The organism is Ruminococcus sp. RTP21198st1_G1_RTP21198_201120 (assembly GCF_040924265.1).
In the GTDB taxonomy this organism is placed as follows: Bacteria; Bacillota; Clostridia; order Oscillospirales; family Ruminococcaceae; genus Hominimerdicola; species Hominimerdicola aceti.
Genome location: NZ_JBCOMH010000022.1, coordinates 1 through 20192, shown reverse-complemented (window position 1 = coordinate 20192; position 20192 = coordinate 1). Strand labels below are relative to the sequence as shown.

The following is a 20192-nucleotide window of genomic DNA, read 5'->3' as shown; positions in this document are numbered from 1 at the left end:
TATCTAAAAATTATTAACAAAGATGGAGGAAAAACAAATGAAAATCTCTAAGATTCTCGCTGGTATGTCAGCTGCTGCTCTTGCTGCATCAATGATGTCACTCGCAGCATTTGCTGATGAAACAGCTACTGTTAAGGCAGACCTCACTGGAGGTACTGTTTCTCTCATTGATGAGAAGGACGATGACGGTGTTGTTACAAAGACAGGTGTTCTTACAGGAACAAACGTTAAGCTTTCAGATGTTTGCGGTATTGATGTTAATGTAACAGTTGGTGCAGACTCAGCTGCAAAGATCGAGGCTGGAGACTGGATAGGCGGTGGACTTGGTTACAACTCTGAGTCAACTGGTTGGGCTTCAAAAGAGTGGTCATTCCAGGAGGGTGCTAAGGACGTAACAGGCGTTAAGGCTGCTGATGGTTCTTATGATTTTGTTCTGAAGGGAACAGATCCTGTATTTGCTGATACAGATACATTTGCTCAGGTATGGCTTCAGAACTGGACTACAGAGGACTTCACATTCAATGCTTTCACACTTCTTGACAAGGACGGCAATCCTCTCCTTGTTGTAGAGTCTGACAAGGAACAGGGCGGAAACTCTGTTGACCTCAGCGAATACAAGAAGCAGACAGAGGTTACACTTAACGGTGAAGGTCTGGCTACATCTGACGGCGGTAAGGTAAGAATCAACATCAAGCACCCATGGTGTGACGATGCACACAAGGCTGATTTCAACCTTGTTGATGATTGGAGCGTATTTGCAGGTGCTGACGCTATTGCTGTTACAGTTGATATCTCAAATGTAACTGACGCTTTCACAGCTTATCCATGCTTCACAAATGGTATTGAGAACGGTATTGGTTATTGGGAAGCTTCTGATAACAACCCTGCTGTTACAGTAAACGCTGACGGCACATACACATTTATCGTTAAGTTCCCTTCAGCTCTTGAAATGGACGCAAATAATATGTTCTTTGACATTGCTACAGACCTCGCTGGTACAGACGGCGAAGATCCTGCTGTTAAGATGGCTGTTAAGAAAGTTGTAGTTCTTAACAAGAGTGAGGCTGAGCCAACAGATCCTTCTGAGTCAACAGCTGATCCTACAGATTCAACAGATTCTGACGATTCAAATGATGTTCGCACAGATTCTGTAGATTCTAAGACTAACTCTGCTGCTACATCTTCTAAGGCTGCTAACAACGCATCTAATACAAACCCAAGCACAGGTGCTGCTGCTCTTGCTGCTGTAGGTGTTGCACTTGCTGGTGCTGCTGTAGTTGCTACTAAGAAGAGAAAGTAATCTGTAATTCAGATAATTCTTACTTAGAATAATTAAAGACCTGTCTTTCGGGACGGGTCTTTTTTTGTTGCTTTTTTATCGAGGTAGTGGTATAATTGATCTATAAACTGCGGAGGTGTTTTTATGCGTATAGTTTTTGATGATATTAAAGAGAGCCTTGCACCGAATTTCAAGGGCGGCGAGAAAAGCTTTGCAAGCAGGGCTTTTTCTGACGGCAAGAACAAGATGATGAAAGGCAGGCTTGTGCCGGGGGCTTCTATCGGTCTGCACAGACATGAGGGCAACTGCGAGATGATATATGTTCTTGAGGGCAGCGGCAAAATGCTTTATGACGGCGGTGAGGAAAGACTGTCGGCAGGAGATTTCCATTACTGCCCCGACGGTCATGAGCATAGCTTTATCAATGACGGCGACAGCGACCTTGTGTTTATTGCAGTTGTGCCAGCTCAGTAGATTTTTGCAGCTTTGTATCTGTGAAATAGTGGGTCAAAATGGCTTTGTAGTCTGAGCCTTTTTCTGCCATGGCATTTGCACCGTACTGGCTCATTCCTACGAGATGTCCGAAGCCGTGAGAGGTGAAAGTGAATTTTGTATTGGCAAAGGTGAACTCGAAACATGGCGAGGAGATATCTAGGATATCGCAGAATGTGTTGGGTTGGATATCATAGCCACAGACGGTCAGGTTCGTTACATAGCCTATGCCGTCTGTTTTTGTTTTGAGCCAACTATCAGCATTGGCGAGGGGAGTGAAATCAATATCGGGGAAGCGGTCAAGAAGCTTGTCTTGAAATTCCTTGGCGGTGAGTGTCTGGGTACATTCTGTGGTGACAAGGTCTTTGTCAGCGGAGCTGTCTACTGACAGAAGATATGGGATATCCTCGCCCCATGCATTTTTGGCGGATTGGGTATGACCGCTTGAGGCAGCGTGAAAGGCGACGATTATCGGCTCGCCGTCATAGGTGAGGATATCGTCCTTGACGGCGTTGACGGCAGACTTCACTTTTTTGTAGGCTTTTTCATAGTTGCTGCCGTAATATTCTTTGGCGGCTTTCAGGGTGAAAAAGCTCTGGTAGAGGTTGCTGTCATCGCTGATGAGTGCGCCTTTTAAGGCAGGAGTAGGCGACTGGGCTTCGGAGAGCTGTCTGCGGCATATGTAGGTATGGGCGAGGACGGCTTGCGCTTTCAGCGCTTCTTCGTCAAAGTCCGCAGGCATTTGTGCAAGCACTGAGCCTATCATATATTCTTCAAGGGTGAAGTCTTCGGTCTTGCCGCTTTCGGTGAAATATACGGCTATTTTTTCTTTTTCTGAAAATGCAGGCTTCGATGCTGACTCGTTGGGACGAAGAAATACTATGGTCGGTATTATTGTAAGGATAACAGCAAATACTGCCATTATCTGTATCAGGTCTTTCATATGGTTTGTCCTTTCTTTTTTGGGGTACTATATTATATTCATGCAGTGGAGCAAATATTCATACAGGGCAAATTTTTGTACTGCAAATTTTTAAATGGCGGAGATATGCGGTTTTAATTCGACAAGTTATCTTAATACTTGACAAAAGTCTGAAAAAGGTGTATAATATAATTTATATTTATAATATACTTGAAAGCGAGATGATCTATTCAATGATAAATAATGCAGCAAGGTCGCTTTTATGCGAACAGTTTATAGCAAACAACACTATCGACCCAAAACTCTATGACAGATATGTGGTAAAGAGAGGATTGAGAAACTCTGACGGCACTGGCGTTATGGCAGGTCTAACTAATATCTGTAACGTACACGGATATGTGGTGAACGAGGGTGAAAAATCTCCTATTCAAGGTCAGTTGATATACCGAGGATACAACATAAATGATCTGGTGTCCAACGCTCAGAAGGAGGACCGTTTTGGTTATGAGGAGATAGTTTATCTTCTGCTTATGGGCGATCTGCCTAACAGGGAGGAGCTTACTGCGTTCAAGGGAATGATGGCTGAAAACAGATCGCTCCCTAACAACTTCTTTGAGGACATGATACTTAAAGCTCCGTCAAAGAACATCATGAATAAAATGGCGAGAGCAATTCTGGCTCTTTACTCTTATGACGATAACCCTGAGAATCGCTCGCCTGAGTATGAAATGGCTACGGCTATCTCTATAATCTCTAAATTGCCTAACATCATGGTTTCGGCTTATCAGGTAAAGAAGCGTTGCTATGACGGCGAAAGCTTGTTCATGCACCCTCTGATACCTACACATTCTACTGCGGAGATGATACTGTCGGCACTGCGTCCGGACAGACAGTTCACTGAGGAAGAGGCTAAGATACTTGATCTGTTACTTATGCTCCACGCTGAGCATGGCGGAGGAAATAACTCGACTTTTGCCTGCCGTGTGCTTACATCTTCCGGAACGGATCCTTATTCTGCATACTCTGCGGCTATCGGTTCGCTGAAAGGTCCACGTCATGGTGGCGCTAACCTTAAGGTGGCGGCAATGCACCAGTGCATAAAGGACAACGTTCAGAACTGGGAGGACGAGGGCGAGATCGCTGATTTTCTCACAAAGATACTCAACAAGGAAGCTTTTGACCACACAGGTCTTGTTTATGGCATGGGTCACGCTGTTTACACATTGTCTGACCCTAGAGCTGTCATACTCAGAGAGAATGCCAAGAAAATGGCTGAGAACACTGAGTTTGAGAGAGAATACAAGCTTCTTGAAGCGGTGGAAAGACTTACTCCTGAGCTGTTCAAGAAGATCAAGGGCAGTGACAAGGCGATGTGCGCTAACGTTGATATGTACTCGGGCTTTGTTTACAGCATGCTGGGTATTCCTGAGGATCTTTACACACCTATGTTCGCTGTTTCAAGAATGGCAGGCTGGTGCGCACACAGATTTGAAGAGCTTGTAACAGGCAAGAGGATAATTCGTCCTGCATACAAGGCTATCTCAGGTGAGAAGAAGTATATCCCATTGGACGAAAGATAAGCAAAATAATTTTTACCTGTTCCTAATGGACGGAAAAGGCTTGAAATATTTTTGTGTATATGATATAATAGAATCGGGTATATGCCCGGTTCTATTTTTTTGTTTGGTGTATCAGGAGGGATCGTTTGAAAAATCTTAAATTGGCTGCTGTTTGTCTTTCTTGTCTTACTATGACAGGCTGTTCGGCACTGAATTTTTCTGTTGAGGGACTTATAAACGCCCCGAAGCTTACCTCTGAGCAAAGCGAGATACATCAGGCGCTTATCGAGAGCGTGGGCAGCAATATAACTCTGAAATATCCTAAAAACGGTGAATATCGCTCGGCTTATGTTATCGCAAATATCGACGATGAGCCTACGGACGAGGCTATGGTCTTCTATGAGTACACTTCAAACGGATCTGAGGAGGACGGCTTGAGGGTGAACATTCTCGACAAGGACGAGGACGGCAAGTGGTATTCTGTGAAAGAGCTTGCAGGCGCAGGCACGGACATAGATCAGGTCATTATCTCGCCTATGGGAAGCAATAACCAGACGGACGTTTTTGTGGGATATCAAAATCTTACTAATGATGAAAAGACTATGGAGATATACAGCTATACCGACGGAGATTTCAAGCGTGTGGCACTTGATACTTATTCGGTGCTGGAGCCTTTGGATATAAACAATGATGGTTATATAGAGCTTATCACCATTCAGAGAAGCACCAATAATGATACAGGTGCGGTGACGGCAAAGGCTTCTATGCTCAACATGAAAAACAATGAGATAACCCGTGGCGAGAACGTTGATATGTGCGATAATGTGACTTCTTATGTGTCATCAAAGACGGGAATGCTTGACAGCGGCAGGCGTGCTATTTTTATTGACGGACTGACTGCTGACGGAAAATTGCAGACGGAGATAATATACTACAGATATTCGGGACTTCAAAATCCTATGCAGCTTAGAAGCGAAAAGCTGCTGCCTTTATGCACAAGACCAGCGGGCTACTACAGTGAGGACATGGACGGCGACGGTGATGTGGAGATACCGTCAACTTCGCCTATGGTGGGTTATGAAAACGCTGTGGCAGACGAAATGCTCTATATGACTACATGGAGCGTTTACGAGGATTTTTATGATCTGAAAACAAAATACACAGGCTATTATGCCATATCTGACGGATATTTTGTAACATTCCCAAAACGCTGGAACAGTTCTGTTACTGTGAAAAAGGACAGCGACACAAACGAGCTTGTTTTCTATAAATACACGGGAGATATAAACGAAAGCAACGAGGAGATAATGCGTATCGCTGTGTCTTCAAAGAATGATTCGGAGGATTATATCTCTGACGGATATGAGCTTATCGACAGCAAGGGTCAGCTTGACTATTTTGTGAAGCTTCCTCTTGACAGGCGTGAAAAGCTCATACCGACTATTGACGAAATTCAGAATAATTTTTACATAATAAACTGATCTTGGAGAGGAGTAAATGTAATGAAAAGAGTTTTGGTTTGCGAGGACGAAGATTCAATCAGAGAATTTGTGGTCATAAACCTTGTAAGAAGCGGTTACGAGGTAGTTGACGTAAACTGCGGTGAGGACGCTCTCAAAGCCTATGACGAAAAGGACGGCGGTTTTGACGTTGCTCTGCTTGATATTATGATGCCCGGCATCGACGGAATGCAGGTGTGCAAGAAGATAAGAGAGAAAAGCAACACTATCGGCATTATCATGCTTTCGGCAAAATCACAGGAAATGGATAAGATATCATGCCTTATGAGCGGTGCTGACGATTATATCACAAAGCCGTTCTCTATTTCTGAGCTTATTGCAAGAGTTGACGCTGTTTGCAGGCGTGTAAACCGCTCAGGCTCTAAGCCTGAGGAGGCTTCACAGATAGTTTCAGGTCCATTTACGCTTAATCTTAAGAGCAGAACTGTTTTCAAGAACGGTGAGCAGATAGACCTTACACAGGTGGAGTATCAGATAATGGAGTATTTCTTCAAAAATCAGAATACTGCACTTGACCGTTCAAGTATACTCAATCACATATGGGGCGAGAGCTATTACGGTGACGATAAGATAGTGGACGTGAATATCAGAAGAATAAGAATGAAGATAGAGGACGAGCCTTCTAATCCTAAGTATATCCTTACTATATGGGGCTTTGGCTACAAGTGGGCAGGCGGCTCTAACTGAGCTGTGAAAACATGATGAACGGAGTTTTTATCAGTTGAGCGGAAAAAAAAGAAAAAGCGGCAGACTCAGTATCACACAGCACTGGCTGAGGAACAATCTCGGGGTGGTCGTGGGAATACTTGTGGTGCTTGAAATACTGCTTATCGTGGTGGTGAGGAATTATTACTACAGCTCCACAAGGCAGTATCTTACATCTAAAATGAAGATAGTCACCACGGCGGTAGTGAACGCTTCAGGTGACGAGCAGACTAACTATAATTCTCAGATACGCTCTCTTGTGGAAAGCTATGACGAGAAAGACAAGATAGAGCTTATGGCTATCAAGACCGACGGTGAGGTCGATGTTACATCATCAGGCTTCTCTCCCTCGGAGAATGACAACATGACCGATTATGAGGACGCAAAGAAGTCCGACACTGGAATAGGCACACAGATATATGAGCTGTCAACAGGGGAAAAGGTCATGGCGATAACGTCGGTCATATCTCCGAAGGGAAGCGAATATGAGGCACTGAGAATGTTGTCTTCCATGAAAAATATCGACCATCAGATCTTTATTATGTCTATGATAATCACGGCTATCGTTGTGGCTGTCATAATGCTCATGTTTTTCTCGGGAATGTTTTTTATCAAATCTATTGTTTTGCCTATAAGAAGCATAAACAGCATAACAAGGCGGTATGCTACGGGAGATTTCAGCGAACGTCTTGAAAAGAAACGAAATGACGAGCTTGGCGAGCTTTGCGACTCTATCAACTACATGGCGCAGGAGCTTTCTAATACAGAACAGATGAAGAACGAGTTCATATCTTCTGTATCTCATGAGCTGAGAACTCCGCTTACCGCTATAAGGGGCTGGACGGAAACTGTTACCAGTATGTATGAGGACAAGGAAACCTTCAAGAAGGGTATGAGGGTCATCACAAGTGAGACGGAGAGGCTTTCGCAAATGGTTGAGGAGCTTCTTGACTTTTCGAGGATACAGGACAACAGACTCACGCTTATTATGGATACTATAGATATTCTTGCGGAGCTTGGGGAAACTGTGCTTATCTATCAGGAAAGGGCCAAGGCGCTTGGTATAACACTCAATTACTACGAGCCGAAAATGCTGCCGTTTGTTTACGGCGACAAGAACAGGCTTCGTCAGGTATTCATAAATATTGTGGACAATGCTATCAAATACTCCAACAAGGGCGACACTGTATCGGTGGAGGCTTATGAGGAGGACAATGAGGTATGTATTTCCATTTCCGACACGGGTATGGGAATATCAAAGGATGACCTGCCAAAGGTCAAGACGAAATTCTTTAAGGCAAACCACACAAGACGTGGTTCGGGAATAGGTCTTGCGGTGGCAGACGAGATCATTCAGCGGCATGGCGGTACGCTGGAGATAAACAGTGAGCAGGGAGTAGGTACAACAGTGATGATAACGCTCCCTTGTATCGAGCAGAAGAAAAAGCCTGACAATCAGGCAACTGTAGACGTGGAGCTTATTTCTTCTGAGCCTATCGAAAACAACGACAACGTGCAGTAGACGCACACACCGCCTTGAAAGGAAAGAAAATGAGCAGTAAAGCACAAAGCAAGGAAAAATTCAAGTCAAAGATCGGTGGACAGGCTGTTATCGAGGGCGTTATGATGCGTGGCATCCACAAGGCGGCTATGGCTTGCCGCCTGCCTGACGGCACCATAGACCTGGAGGAGTGGGCGATAAAAGGCGGAAAAGATACGCCTTGGTACAGAAAAACGCCTTTTGTGAGGGGTATTTTCAGCTTCCTTACTTCTCTTATAGACGGCTACAAGTGCCTTACAAGGTCGGCTGAGAAGCAGATGACGGAGGAAGATGAGGAGGAGCAGACCAAGTTTGAACAGTGGCTGGACGATAAGCTGGGGGACAAGCTCGGCCCTATCATCACGGCGATATCTATGGTGCTGGGTGTGGGTCTGGCGATATTGCTGTTTATGTATCTGCCGTCGCTGGTGTCTAAATTCATAAGCAAGTTCATTGACCTGTCGGCTTTTGGAAAGAATCTTATTGAGGGTATTTTGAAGATAGCTATATTCATAGGCTACACGGCTTTGACTGCTCTTACTAAGGATATAAGGCGGACGTATGAATATCACGGTGCTGAACACAAGACTATCGCTTGCTATGAGCATGAAGAAGAGCTGACGGTTGAGAATGTGAAGAAATACACACGTTTTCACCCTCGATGCGGAACGAGCTTTATTTTCCTTGTGCTGTTCATAAGCATTTTTGTAAACACAATATTCAGAGTATCGTGGGCAAACATTTTTCTGAGAGTTGTTATAAAGATAGCGCTTCTGCCTATCGTTACTGGTATTGCTTATGAGCTTATAAGGCTTGCGGGAAAATATGACAATATTTTCACTAAGATAATCTCTGCACCGGGTCTGTGGATACAGAGGATAACTACAAGCGAGCCTGATGAAAGTCAGATAGAATGTGCTATAGCGGCACTGAAAGCTTGTATACCTGAAAATAAGGAAGATGACAAATGGTAAGGAAAGAACTGTTTGATAAATGCGTGGGACTGCTTGAGGAGAGCGGTCTTGGTGAGAACGCTGCTTGCGAGGTCACATGGGTGTTTGAAGATGTGGCTGAGGGGGAGAATATCACTCCTGAGCAGGAAAAGCGTATAAGCGACATTGTCACACGTCGCTGTGAGGGCTATCCTTTGCAGTATCTCCTTGGGCAGTGGGAGTTTTACGGTCTGCCTTTCAAGGTGGGCGAGGGCGTACTGATACCACGTCAGGACACGGAAACTATTGTTGACACGGCTTTGAAGATGTTTGCAGGCAAGAAGGATATCACTGTTATAGACCTTTGTTCAGGCTCGGGGTGCATTGGTATCACCCTTGAAAGGAAGCTTGACTGCGGTCGGGCAGTGTGTGTGGAGAAGTCTGAAAAGGCGGCAGAGTATCTTCGCGATAATATAAGTCTGAACGGCTCTGGGGCTGAGATAGTCATGGGCGACGTTACAGACGAAAAGCTTGTGGAGGATATGCCTGAGGCTGACCTTATAGTGTGCAATCCCCCTTATCTCACAACAGATGACATGGACGCTTTACAGCGTGAGGTCACTTTTGAGCCTGCGGAAGCTCTTTTCGGCGGTGAGGACGGCTTGGACTTTTATCGTGAGATAGTTCGCAAGTGGAAGAAAAAACTTAAAAGCGGCGGCGTTATGCTCTTTGAGATCGGTATCGGTCAGGAGGACGAGGTCATGAGGCTCATGATTCAGCACGGCTTTAAGAACGTGAGATGCAGGAAAGACTTGTGCGGTGTTTACCGCTGTGTTTCGGGCATTTATGAGAAATAGTACGAAAATTTGTACAGATAGATAAATTACGGTTACTGTACAGACAAACGGACAGTTAGTGTGATATGATATAGATACGGATAAAACACCGATAAGATAGGGAGGTCATATAAAATGGCGATAGACAAGAAGAAAAAAGAAGCCGTTAAGACGGTAGTAAAAATAACTGACGCAGAGGAAAAGAAAAAGGCTCTTGACACAGCGATAGCATATATTGAAAAGCAGTTCGGCAAGGGTGCGATCATGAAGCTTGGCGAGGCTAAGGCTATGGATATCGAGGCTATACCGACAGGCTCAATGACCCTTGATATGGCGCTTGGTATTGGAGGAGTGCCGAGAGGAAGAATTATTGAGATATACGGCCCTGAGTCATCAGGTAAGACAACGGTCGCACTTCATGTTATCGCAGAAACGCAGAAAATGGGCGGCGAGGTAGCTTTTATCGACGTTGAGCATGCTCTTGACCCTGTTTATGCAGGTCAGCTGGGCGTTGATATCGACAATATGCTTGTTTCTCAGCCTGACAGCGGTGAGCAGGCTTTGGAGATAGCCGAGGCTCTGGCTCGTTCCGGTGCTATCGACTGTATCGTTATCGACTCTGTTGCGGCTATGGTAACAAAATCTGAGATAGACGGCGAAATGGGCGACACTCACGTTGGTCAGCTTGCAAGACTTATGTCTCAGGCTATGAGAAAGCTCACATCTGTTATTGCAAAGTCAAATACAACGGCTATATTTATCAATCAGGTCCGTGAGAAGATAGGTGTTATGTACGGAAACCCTGAAACTACTCCAGGTGGACGTGCTTTGAAGTTCTACGCTTCTGTAAGAATAGAGGTCAGACGTGGAGAGCAGATAAAGAACGGCTCTGAGGTCATTGGTAACAGAACAAAGTGCAAGGTTGTAAAGAACAAGGTAGCACCGCCGTTCAAGGAGTGCGAGTTTGATATCATGTACGGCAAGGGTATCTCCCGTGTGGGCGAGGTGCTTGACATGGCGGTCGATCTTGATATCGTTAAGAAGGGCGGAGCTTGGTTCAGCTACAACGATATGAAGCTTGGTCAGGGACGTGACAACGCTAAGGAGTTCCTGCTGAACAATCCTGACATCATGGGCGAGATAGAAGCCAAGATAAAGGAACATCAGGCGGAGCTTGTGCTTGCGGCGCAGAAAGATAAAAAGGCCAAGAAGCTTGAAGAAAAGGCTAACGCAGGTGCGGCGGCTCAGAGTGCAAATGAGGATATGGCTGCTGACAAGCCTGAGAAGAAGATACGCAAGGCGGCAAGCGACAAGTCTGTTGTGGCAAAGCCTGAGGAGGACTTCGAGGAGTTCGCTCCTGTTGACATAAGCGAGCTTGGTGACTGATAAATGCTTAAAATAACGGGCGTTTCAAAATACAAGGGCAGCACATATATGATAGAGTTTGAGGAGGGCGAAACGGCTTTTCTCAACTACGAGGTAGTGTCTGCCTATGGTCTGAGAGCAGGGCTTGATATGCCTCAGTCTGCTTGGGAGAAGATAGTTTTTGACAACGAGTTCAGAAAGGCTAAGGAAAGGGCTTTGTATCTCCTTGATTACAGGGACTATTCCTATGTGGAGCTTTACAAGAAGCTGGAGAAGAATTACAGCGAGGAGATATGCGACGCTGTAATGGATAAGATGCTGGAGCTTGGGACGGTCAATGACAGGCGGTATGCTCAGGGGCTTGCGAGGACTTATATGGAAGTGCGTAAATACGGATATTACCGTGCTTATCAGCAGATGAGACAGAAAGGGCTTACTAAGCCTATAATAGAGGAAGCTCTGGAGGAATACAGCGAGGGTACATACGAGCGGCTGTATGAGCTTGTGGAGCGAAAGTATCTCAGATATCTTGACGGAGAAAAGGGTGACATAAAGGTAAAAAACGCCCTTGTGCGTTTGGGGTATTCATACGACATAATAAAAGAGGTGCTTGCTGACATAAAACAGGAGTACGGCGACGAATAAAGGAGCAAAGAATGAAAAAGATCATTTTTGCGGCGGCTATACTGAGTGCGGCGGTCATGACAGGCTGTTCGCTGAGCTTTGACGGCACAGACAGCTCTCAGCCTGCGGAAAATGTTCAGGGCAGTGAGAACGCTGTGACAACGCAGGGAACTGATACGGAAAGCGAAGAAGCCGCTGACCCGCTTGAAGAAGCAAAGGACGTTGCGGCAATGTATCTTAAAGCCGCAAACGCTGAGTTTGACCAATCAATGGTAAAGCTTATGACAGACGATTATGCCGCTGACTATGAATATATGAAAAAGAACATGGGCGGCGACAATGAATACGGTGAGGACGAACAGATAAGCGGAGTAAGATATAGCTTTGACAAGGATAAGTGCGGCTTTATCGACAAGGTGAACATCTCGGAGGAGTATTCAAAGGCGGCGGAGCTTTATGTGACCATAGCTTATGACAGTTCTGAGGGAGAGGTCACGTCATCGCAGTATATTCTTATGGTGCTTGACAAGGACAATGATTGGAAAGTTTGCTTTGCAGGCTCTAAGGCGCAGGCTTACGCAGACGGCATAATCACTGACGAAAACTCGGAAAAGGCTGAGGCTAACGCTCAGGCGGTATATGAGGCGGCAAAAAAGGCAGTCACGGAGCTTTCAAAAGACAAGAGCTACAAGTTTGAGTACATGAACTACATTTCCACAGAGACGGATAAGTTCGTAGAAAAGATAAAGGAACAGCTTCCTGATGAGCTTAAGGATACATATTTCACTGTTTTTATTGATGAAGGAAAGCTTGATTATGTTGTTTGGTCGCAGGAAGCAGGGTCAGAGATAACTGTTACTTACCCCGAGAAGAAAAACTGACGGCGCAAAAGTGCTTGACAAAATAAATTGCGTGGTGTATAATATAGGTAACCACAAAGGATATAATTTTCAGTCGTTTCACGCTGAAAAGCGAAAACCCCGAAAGCTGCAACTTTCGGGGTTTTCTTTTGGGATCATGCCGGACTTACTTTCTGTATGCTTTTGGCTTTGTGGAAATTTCATAAATATTTTGATTTTTGTCATACAATAGTGACTAAAAGGGCTTGACAAAACTGTGTAAAAGTGAGATAATAAGATAGATTATTGTGATACTTTATGCCGTCCGTTGGCGGTGTAGGATTGGAGATTTTTTCATGGCAACTAGAGTGGGAATGGTTTCTCTCGGATGTCCAAAAAATCAGGTGGACGCTGAGCATATGCTCTATGATCTGCGCAAAGAGGGTTTTCAGATAGTTTCTGACGCAGCCCTTTCTGATGTGGTCATTATAAATACCTGTGGATTTATCGAGTCGGCTAAACAGGAGGCTATAGACACTATACTTGAGTTCTGTACTCTCAAGCAGGAGGGCAGGATAAAGGCGGTAATAGCTACGGGCTGTCTTGCTGAAAGATACCGTGACGAAATGAAAAAGGAGATTCCTGAGCTTGACGCTGTTGTGGGAATAGGCTCTAACGGAAAAATTTGCGATATCATAAGAGAGATACTGCTGGATAAGCAGGCGGTCTGTTCTTATGGCGCAAAAACTGAGCTTTCCATGGAAGGCGGAAGAATTATTTCTACTGAGCCTTTCTATGCGTATATAAAGATAGCCGAGGGTTGCAGCAACAACTGCACTTACTGCGCTATCCCGTCTATAAGAGGAAAATACAGAAGCAGACGCATGGAGGATATCGTCAAGGAAGCCAGATGGCTGGCTGAGAACGGCGTTACGGAGCTTGTAGTTGTGGCGCAGGATACAACACGCTATGGCGAGGATATCTACGGCAAGTCTATGCTCCCTGAATTGCTCACGGCACTTTGTGAGATAGACGGTTTCAAGTGGATAAGAACGCTTTATTGCTATCCTGAGAGGATAACGGACGAATTGCTGGACGTTATCGCTAAAGAGGACAAGCTTGTAAAGTATCTTGATATGCCTATACAGCACTGCAACAGGAACATACTTAAAAGAATGAACCGCCATGGGGACAGAGAGACCCTTACGGCGCTTATAAAGAAGATAAGAGAAAAGATACCGAACGTTACGCTGAGGACAACTCTTATTACAGGTTTCCCAGGTGAAACGGAAGAGCAGTTTGAAGAGCTTTGCGAGTTTGTAAAGGAAATTCGCTTTGAAAGGCTCGGCTGTTTCGCTTACTCGCCTGAGGAGGGTACGCCTGCGGAGAAGTTTGAAGATCAGGTGCCTTTAAAGGACAGAGAGCGCAGAGCGGAGATAATAATGGAAGAACAGATGATTATTTCCGACAGCTTTAATGAGGCTGCTCTCGACAGCGAAGTCGAGGTGGTTTGCGAGGGCTTTGACAGATATGCTGAGTGCTACTACGGCAGAAGTCAGGCGGACGCACCTGAGATAGACGGAAAGATATTCTTCCTGAGCGAGGATAAAGTTAGGGTCGGCGAGTATGTCAAGGTAAAAATTGACGATACTATGGATTATGACCTTATCGGCTCAAAAATGTAGATGAAAGGAATTTGATATGAACCTGCCAAATAAACTTACAGTGCTTAGAGTAATATTGATACCGTTTTTTCTGTTGTTCGTGCTGCTTTTCCAGATACCGCACCATATGGTGTTCGCACTTATCGTATTCGCAGCTTCGTCTATCACAGACTGGTTTGACGGTAAGATAGCAAGAAAGCACAATCTTGTTACAACATTCGGAAAGTTTCTTGACCCGCTTGCAGACAAGCTTCTTGTTATGACAGCGCTTATCTGCTTCACATTTGAACGTTGGATAGACCCTGTTGCGGTGGTACTGATACTTGCAAGAGAGTTTATGGTAACGGGTCTTAGACTTGTTGTGGCAAGCGAGGGCGTTGTGGTCGCTGCAGGAATATGGGGTAAACTCAAAACTGCTTTCACTATGGTTGCTCTTATCGCTATAATGGTACTCCAGATCGTTAATCCTGCGGAAAAAGGAAGCCCTGATTTCACTTGGGGTACACCGATATTCCTTGTAAACGAGATACTCATTTGGATAGCTGTTGTGCTGACAGTCATTTCTGGTGCAGTTTATCTCAAGGGATACTGGAAGTATATAGATTCGGGCAAATAATGTGGCCTGCCGACGTGTTGCGGCATATGATAACTTAATATGTAAATGCGTATCAGCAAGAGTAGCTGTAAGGTAATTTTCAGAGAGGAGCCGTTTGGTGCAAGGCTTCAAGGACTTTCAGTGAAGTGCGGCTGACAGCAGGGAGCGAACAACGGCGAAAGCTTAGTATTCCTCTCCGTAGGGTCTGCGTTAAAGATATTGAGCTGTACAAAATTTTGTGCAGGAAATCGGAGTGGAACCGTAGATCATAATCTGCCTCCGGAGTGGTGAAACGCCATTCCGGAGGTTTTTTCTTAGAAAGGGAGAGATAGATATGACGATTTTGGAAAATATAAAGCATGATATTCAGACTATAAAGGACAGAGATCCTGCGGCAACTAGTACGCTGGAGATCCTCACATATTCGGGGCTTCACGCTGTGGCTTTTTACAGGGTGTCGCACTGGTTCTATGTTCACAAGCACAAGGTCATCGCAAGATGTATTTCGCAGTTTGCAAGAATGTTGACAGGTATCGAGATACACCCAGGTGCTAAGATAGGCAAGGGTCTGCTTATCGACCACGGCTCGGGTGTTGTTATAGGTGAGACCGCTGAGATAGGCGATTACTGCCTGCTGTATCAGGGCTGTACCCTTGGCGGAACAGGTAAAGACCACGGTAAAAGACACCCGACCCTTGGAAACAATGTTATGGTAGGGTGCGGTGCAAAGGTGCTTGGACCATTCACTGTGGGGGACAATGCAAAGATAGCCGCAAATGCGGTAGTTCTTGAGCCTGTGCCTGCAAACTCAACGGCTGTGGGCGTGCCTGCAAGGATAGTTAAGCAGAACGGCAAGCGCACCTGCGACCTCGATCAGGTGCATATCCCTGACCCTGTGGCTCAGGAGCTTTGCCAGACAAGAATACAGATAGCTAAGCTGGAAAAGAGAGTGGCTGAGCTTGAAAAGATCGGAAAGAAAGAGCAGTAAAATATAAGGAAAGAGGTAAAGATAAATGAACATTTATAACACGCTTACTCACAAGATCGAAAAATTTGTACCAAACGAGCCGGGCAAGGTGTCAATGTATACCTGCGGTCCTACAGTTTATCACTATGCCCATATCGGCAATCTGAGAAGCTATATAATGGAGGACGTTTTGGAAAAGTATCTCCGCTATGACGGTTATGACGTAAAGAGAGTAATGAACATCACTGACGTTGGTCATCTTACTTCTGACGGCGATACAGGCGATGATAAAATGCTCAAGGGCGCAAAGCGTGAGCATAAGACTGTTATGGAGATCGCAAAATTCTACACTGACGCTTTCTTTGAGGACTGCAAGAAGCTAAATATCAAAAGACCTGACGTTGTTGAGCCTGCAACGGGCTGTATTAGTGATTTTATCAAGGTGATATCTGCTCTTATGGACAAGGGCTATGCTTATGAGGCAGGTGGAAACATCTATTTTGATACTTCAAAGCTGAAGGAGTATTATGTTTTCCACAACTTTAATGAGGAAGATCTTGAGGTCGGCGTTCGTGAGGGCGTTGAGGAGGACACAAACAAGCGCAACAAGGCTGACTTTGTACTGTGGTTCACAAAGTCTAAGTTCGACGATCAGGAGCTTAAGTGGGATTCCCCTTGGGGTGTGGGCTACCCTGGCTGGCATATCGAGTGTTCATGTATCTCCATGAAGCATCTTGGCGAAAGACTTGACATTCACTGCGGCGGTATCGACAACGCTTTCCCACACCACACAAACGAGATAGCACAGTCTGAGGCTTATCTTGGTCACAAGTGGTGCAACTACTGGTTCCATATCCTGCACCTTAACACAAACAGCGGAAAGATGTCAAAGTCAAAGGGCGAGTTCCTTACTGTTTCACTGCTGGAGTCAAAGGGCTATGACCCACTGGTATACAGATTTTTCTGCTTGCAGTCACACTACAGAAAGTCACTTGTTTTCACATACGAAAACCTTGACAATGCAAAGACAGCATACAACAAGCTCACTGCAAGGATAGCACAGCTTATGGCTGACAAGAAGCCTGACGAGGTGGTGGAGCTTGAGGATTTTGAGAAGTTCAAGGGTAGCTTCAAGGCGGCACTTGATGACGATATAAACACTTCAAATGCTATCACTGTTCTGTATGACGTTCTTAAAGCTGACACTAACAATGAAACAAAGCTTGCCCTTATCGAGGATTTTGACAAGGTGCTTTCACTTGGTCTGATAGAAGCTGCAAAGAAGCTCAGTGCTGACGGTGAAGAGGATATTCCTGAGGAGGTCAAGGTGCTTGTTGAGGAGCGTAAGGCTGCAAGAAAGGCAAAGGACTTTGCTAAGGCTGACGAGCTGAGAGATAAGATAGGCGAGCTTGGCTATATCGTTGAGGAAACAAGACAGGGCACAAAGATAAAGAAAAAGTAAAGGAGCGTTAAATGAGCAAAAATAAACAGGATCTGGGTCCATACCGCAGAAAACAGTTTCAGACGTATTTTCAGTTTTCACTTATAGCAATTTGCTTTGTTATAATCTTTGTTCTCTTTTACGCCTGCACTGGCAGAAGCAAGAACGATATAGACTATACTGACGCAAAGGTGATACAGATGGACGAACCTGCCGATGACAGCCCTGTGGTGGTTTTTGAAACAAACAAGGGAACTTTCAAGGCTGTGCTTTTCCCTGATGAAGCACCGAACTATTGCAAGTTTTTCACTGGACTTGTGGAAAAGGGCTATTATGACGGCACTTATGTGAGCATGGTGCAGGACGGTGTGTATTTTATAGGCGGAACAAAGCAGGCTGACGGTCAGACAACTTCTGACACTGACACTACTACTATCGAGGCGGAGTATTCAAAAAACCTGTGGCCTTTAAAAGGTGCGCTTTGTGCATACACGCAGGAGCAAGGTCACTTGTTCAGCAAGAAGAAGGTTTCAAACAGCTATCTTCTTTTTGTTGATAACTATGATCTTACCGAGGAGGAGCAGGCGGAGCTTGACAGCAAGCTTGCAGACAGCAACAATATCCCTGAGGATATCACCGATGCTTTTGAGAAATATGGCGGTGTGCTGAATTTCTCTCAGCAGTATACTGTTTTCGGTCAGGTATATGATGGCTTGGATATTTATGACGAGATATGCGGTACTGATGTGGCTGACTCTGAGACGCTGAAGCCTAGGGAGGACATACAATTCACAAAGGTGTATATGTCTACCTACGGAGAGAATAAAAACAGCAATGCTTTTGCAGGCAGTGCGGATAGTTCTGAGGTTTCTGAGAGTGCGGTCGACAGTGCAGACACAAGCTCGGAGATGTAAATTAATCATATCAATTAAAGCGAACGGGTGGATGCCTGTTCGCTTTTTATATTCACTGAAAATTCATTATTTATTTGTTTATTTCACTATAAATTTGTATTAAGCTCTGCTATACTACTCTTTAGAACGTGAAGATATTAACATTGCTTTCGTATGGACTAAGGCTTAAAATCAGAAGATTTTATACTTAATATAAGAATATGAAACATAAATTTTATTATATTAGACATGACGGCTTATATTGTAAATTACATTAATAACGTTAGCCGAGCCACAGTTCTTGACTTTATGAGCTTATTGTGGTAAACTTAAAACCAAGTCCATGTGTGAAAAAATTCCGGCAGTGCCTGAATTTTATGTGCTTTGAGCCGAGGGTTGAGCTTTCAAGGGTGTTGGACGATATTAACGATTTTTTTTTTAGTAACAGAATAGGCAGGAAAGTCCTGTCTTTAAAATAGGAGGAAAATTTATGAGCGAATACAAGATCTACTCATTGCATATGGGTAAGGCAAAATGTGCTGTTGATTTGGGCGATGGCTCTGAGCGTGGAGAGTATGTAAATCAGGATTACATTCTCAACAAAATGGGCAGACCACACAGAAGCATAAGCCTTATGTACTGCTACTATCCGCTGGATAAGGAGTTCCCTGGAAGAATTTCTGAGGTAATGAAAGACGAAGATGTTTCTTTTGCATGGGATTATCCATATGATGATTATTTCACATACAAGGGCGGTCTTGAGGGCAACACAGAGGGCGAGCCTTTTACCTTCATGAGAGATGTAAGACGTCATGGACAGGACGTTACACTCACACTCACAGTTGACCCACACGTTTCAGACGAACAGCTTATCGCTATCGCAAATGACCTTAGACCTTTCGGCAGACTTCTTCTTAGAATAAACCATGAAGCTACAGGCAACTGGTTCTCATTCAACAAGAGATGTACTTATCAGGAAGTTGCTGATTTCTACTGCCGTTTCAATAAGATACTTAAGGAATATGCACCAAACGTTTCTACTATTCTTTGTATCGGTGGCATTGAAGATCTTAACAAGAACGAGATCGAAAAGGAAGCAGAGTTTTCACAGGCTGTCAAGGAGACAGACATCTGGTCTGTTGACAAGTACATGGCTCTTCACTGGGGTTGGCCTTATGACGTTGCTGAAAGAGGCGGAACAAGCCACAGCAGAAGCAAGGTCAAGGACATATACAATATGACAAAGCGTTCTTTTGAGAGATTCAAGGAGATAAACGGCGGCGTTACAAAGCCAATGGTAATGAGCGAGTTCAACGCTGACGGTGATGTTACAGGTCCATACGATCAGGCAGCAATGGTAAAGGAATTCTGCGATATGCTCAAAGCTGACGGCGAGAGCTGGTTCTCAGGATTTACTTTCTATCAGTTCAGAGACAGAGGACGTCTTGGTCTTGAGATTCAGGACCCTAACTATGCTGACTGCGGTATCGAGCAGCCTGTTATGAAGACATACAAGGAAATTATCCACGATGATTTCTTCAAGCCTGCAATGACAAGAGGCGATGAGGTTACACTGCCATGCACGCTTCGTTGGGGCGGTTCTGAGGACGCTGAGGGTCTTGAGATCCCTCTCCACTTTGAAAAGAATCCACACTTCTGCGAGGTTATATTTGATGATGATTCAAACATCATGATGGAGATAAACGGCAAGTGGTTCTATAAGTCACCTGAGGCAAAGACGATCGACCTTATGGCAGCTTTCTTTGAGAAGCCGCTGGAGGGTGAGGCTGATCTGACTCTCAGACTTTTTGCTCCTCCTGCAAGCGGTGAGAATGATCTGTCTATTGAGGACGGACTTATGAACAGCTACACAGAGATCAAGAAGCTTCCTAATATCCGTATCAGATTCGAGCCAGTTGAGCTTTAATTTCAGACATAATTTAAGGCGCTGTAAAAAAAAGCGCAACAAAGCCCGTGGATTTCCTCGATATGGAAGCCCACGGGCTTTAATATATCACA

General features: G+C 44.8%; 18 protein-coding genes. 17 read left to right on the top strand and 1 reads right to left on the bottom strand.

The features are described 5' to 3' along the window. Nucleotides 1–37: 37 nt before the first annotated feature. Nucleotides 38–1300 carry an NPXTG-anchored protein gene (locus tag AB5627_RS12820; protein WP_368369880.1) on the top strand — a complete coding sequence of 421 codons (1263 nt, stop codon included), beginning with the start codon at nt 38–40 and terminating at the stop codon, nt 1298–1300. A gap of 123 nt (nt 1301–1423) precedes the next feature. Then, nucleotides 1424–1753 carry a cupin domain-containing protein gene (locus AB5627_RS12815; protein ID WP_046440810.1) on the top strand — a complete coding sequence of 110 codons (330 nt, stop codon included), beginning with the start codon at nt 1424–1426 and terminating at the stop codon, nt 1751–1753. On the opposite strand, the gene spoIID is transcribed toward AB5627_RS12815, so the two are convergent. Further along, on the bottom strand, nt 1728–2714 hold the full coding sequence (gene spoIID, locus AB5627_RS12810) for a stage II sporulation protein D (protein WP_368369879.1): 987 nt from the start codon (nt 2712–2714) through the stop codon (nt 1728–1730). The two genes, AB5627_RS12815 and spoIID, sit on opposite strands and share 26 nt — an antisense overlap. Before the next feature lie 212 nt (nt 2715–2926). Here spoIID and AB5627_RS12805 point away from each other — a divergent pair, with 212 nt between their 5' ends. From AB5627_RS12805 to AB5627_RS12735, 15 genes are all read left to right on the top strand, one after another. Beyond that, complete coding sequence (locus AB5627_RS12805) at nt 2927–4273, top strand: citrate/2-methylcitrate synthase (protein WP_265290926.1); 1347 nt, start codon at nt 2927–2929, stop codon at nt 4271–4273. A 125-nt stretch (nt 4274–4398) separates the two neighbouring features. Further along, the gene (locus tag AB5627_RS12800) at nt 4399–5733 is read left to right on the top strand and encodes a hypothetical protein (protein WP_022287064.1); all 1335 of its coding nucleotides are present in this window, start codon (nt 4399–4401) and stop codon (nt 5731–5733) included. Nucleotides 5734–5754: 21 nt separating this feature from the next. Then, nucleotides 5755–6459 carry a response regulator transcription factor gene (locus tag AB5627_RS12795; protein WP_022287063.1) on the top strand — a complete coding sequence of 235 codons (705 nt, stop codon included), beginning with the start codon at nt 5755–5757 and terminating at the stop codon, nt 6457–6459. A gap of 34 nt (nt 6460–6493) precedes the next feature. Then, nucleotides 6494–7999: a cell wall metabolism sensor histidine kinase WalK gene (locus AB5627_RS12790; RefSeq protein WP_022287062.1), complete on the top strand. Its 1506-nt coding sequence runs from the start codon at nt 6494–6496 to the stop codon at nt 7997–7999. A gap of 29 nt (nt 8000–8028) precedes the next feature. After that, nucleotides 8029–8991, top strand: coding sequence for a DUF1385 domain-containing protein (locus AB5627_RS12785; protein WP_022287061.1), 963 nt, complete (start codon nt 8029–8031; stop codon nt 8989–8991). Further along, nucleotides 8985–9806 carry a peptide chain release factor N(5)-glutamine methyltransferase gene (gene prmC / locus AB5627_RS12780; RefSeq protein WP_022287060.1) on the top strand — a complete coding sequence of 274 codons (822 nt, stop codon included), beginning with the start codon at nt 8985–8987 and terminating at the stop codon, nt 9804–9806. Before AB5627_RS12785 ends, prmC begins: the two co-directional genes overlap by 7 nt. Before the next feature lie 114 nt (nt 9807–9920). Then, nucleotides 9921–11171 (top strand): recombinase RecA, encoded by a 1251-nt coding sequence (gene recA / locus AB5627_RS12775; RefSeq protein WP_022287059.1) that lies wholly within the window; start codon nt 9921–9923, stop codon nt 11169–11171. A 3-nt stretch (nt 11172–11174) separates the two neighbouring features. After that, nucleotides 11175–11795: a regulatory protein RecX gene (locus tag AB5627_RS12770; protein WP_022287058.1), complete on the top strand. Its 621-nt coding sequence runs from the start codon at nt 11175–11177 to the stop codon at nt 11793–11795. An 11-nt stretch (nt 11796–11806) separates the two neighbouring features. Continuing rightward, the gene (locus AB5627_RS12765; protein ID WP_022287057.1) at nt 11807–12655 is read left to right on the top strand and encodes a hypothetical protein; all 849 of its coding nucleotides are present in this window, start codon (nt 11807–11809) and stop codon (nt 12653–12655) included. A 314-nt stretch (nt 12656–12969) separates the two neighbouring features. Next, complete coding sequence (gene rimO, locus AB5627_RS12760) at nt 12970–14298, top strand: 30S ribosomal protein S12 methylthiotransferase RimO (protein ID WP_117856535.1); 1329 nt, start codon at nt 12970–12972, stop codon at nt 14296–14298. 16 nt (nt 14299–14314) lie between these two features. After that, nucleotides 14315–14893 carry a CDP-diacylglycerol--glycerol-3-phosphate 3-phosphatidyltransferase gene (gene pgsA, locus AB5627_RS12755; RefSeq protein WP_368369878.1) on the top strand — a complete coding sequence of 193 codons (579 nt, stop codon included), beginning with the start codon at nt 14315–14317 and terminating at the stop codon, nt 14891–14893. A gap of 250 nt (nt 14894–15143) precedes the next feature. After that, nucleotides 15144–15860 carry a serine O-acetyltransferase gene (gene cysE / locus AB5627_RS12750; RefSeq protein WP_325206966.1) on the top strand — a complete coding sequence of 239 codons (717 nt, stop codon included), beginning with the start codon at nt 15144–15146 and terminating at the stop codon, nt 15858–15860. Nucleotides 15861–15885: 25 nt separating this feature from the next. Then, a complete protein-coding gene (gene cysS / locus AB5627_RS12745) occupies nt 15886–17301 on the top strand; it encodes a cysteine--tRNA ligase (RefSeq protein ID WP_041337226.1) in 1416 nt (471 codons plus the stop codon). An 11-nt stretch (nt 17302–17312) separates the two neighbouring features. After that, nucleotides 17313–18194: a peptidylprolyl isomerase gene (locus AB5627_RS12740; RefSeq protein WP_117856529.1), complete on the top strand. Its 882-nt coding sequence runs from the start codon at nt 17313–17315 to the stop codon at nt 18192–18194. Between the two features lie 469 nt (nt 18195–18663). Further along, complete coding sequence (locus AB5627_RS12735) at nt 18664–20100, top strand: hypothetical protein (RefSeq protein ID WP_022287051.1); 1437 nt, start codon at nt 18664–18666, stop codon at nt 20098–20100. The last annotated feature ends 92 nt before the right edge of the window (nt 20101–20192 follow it).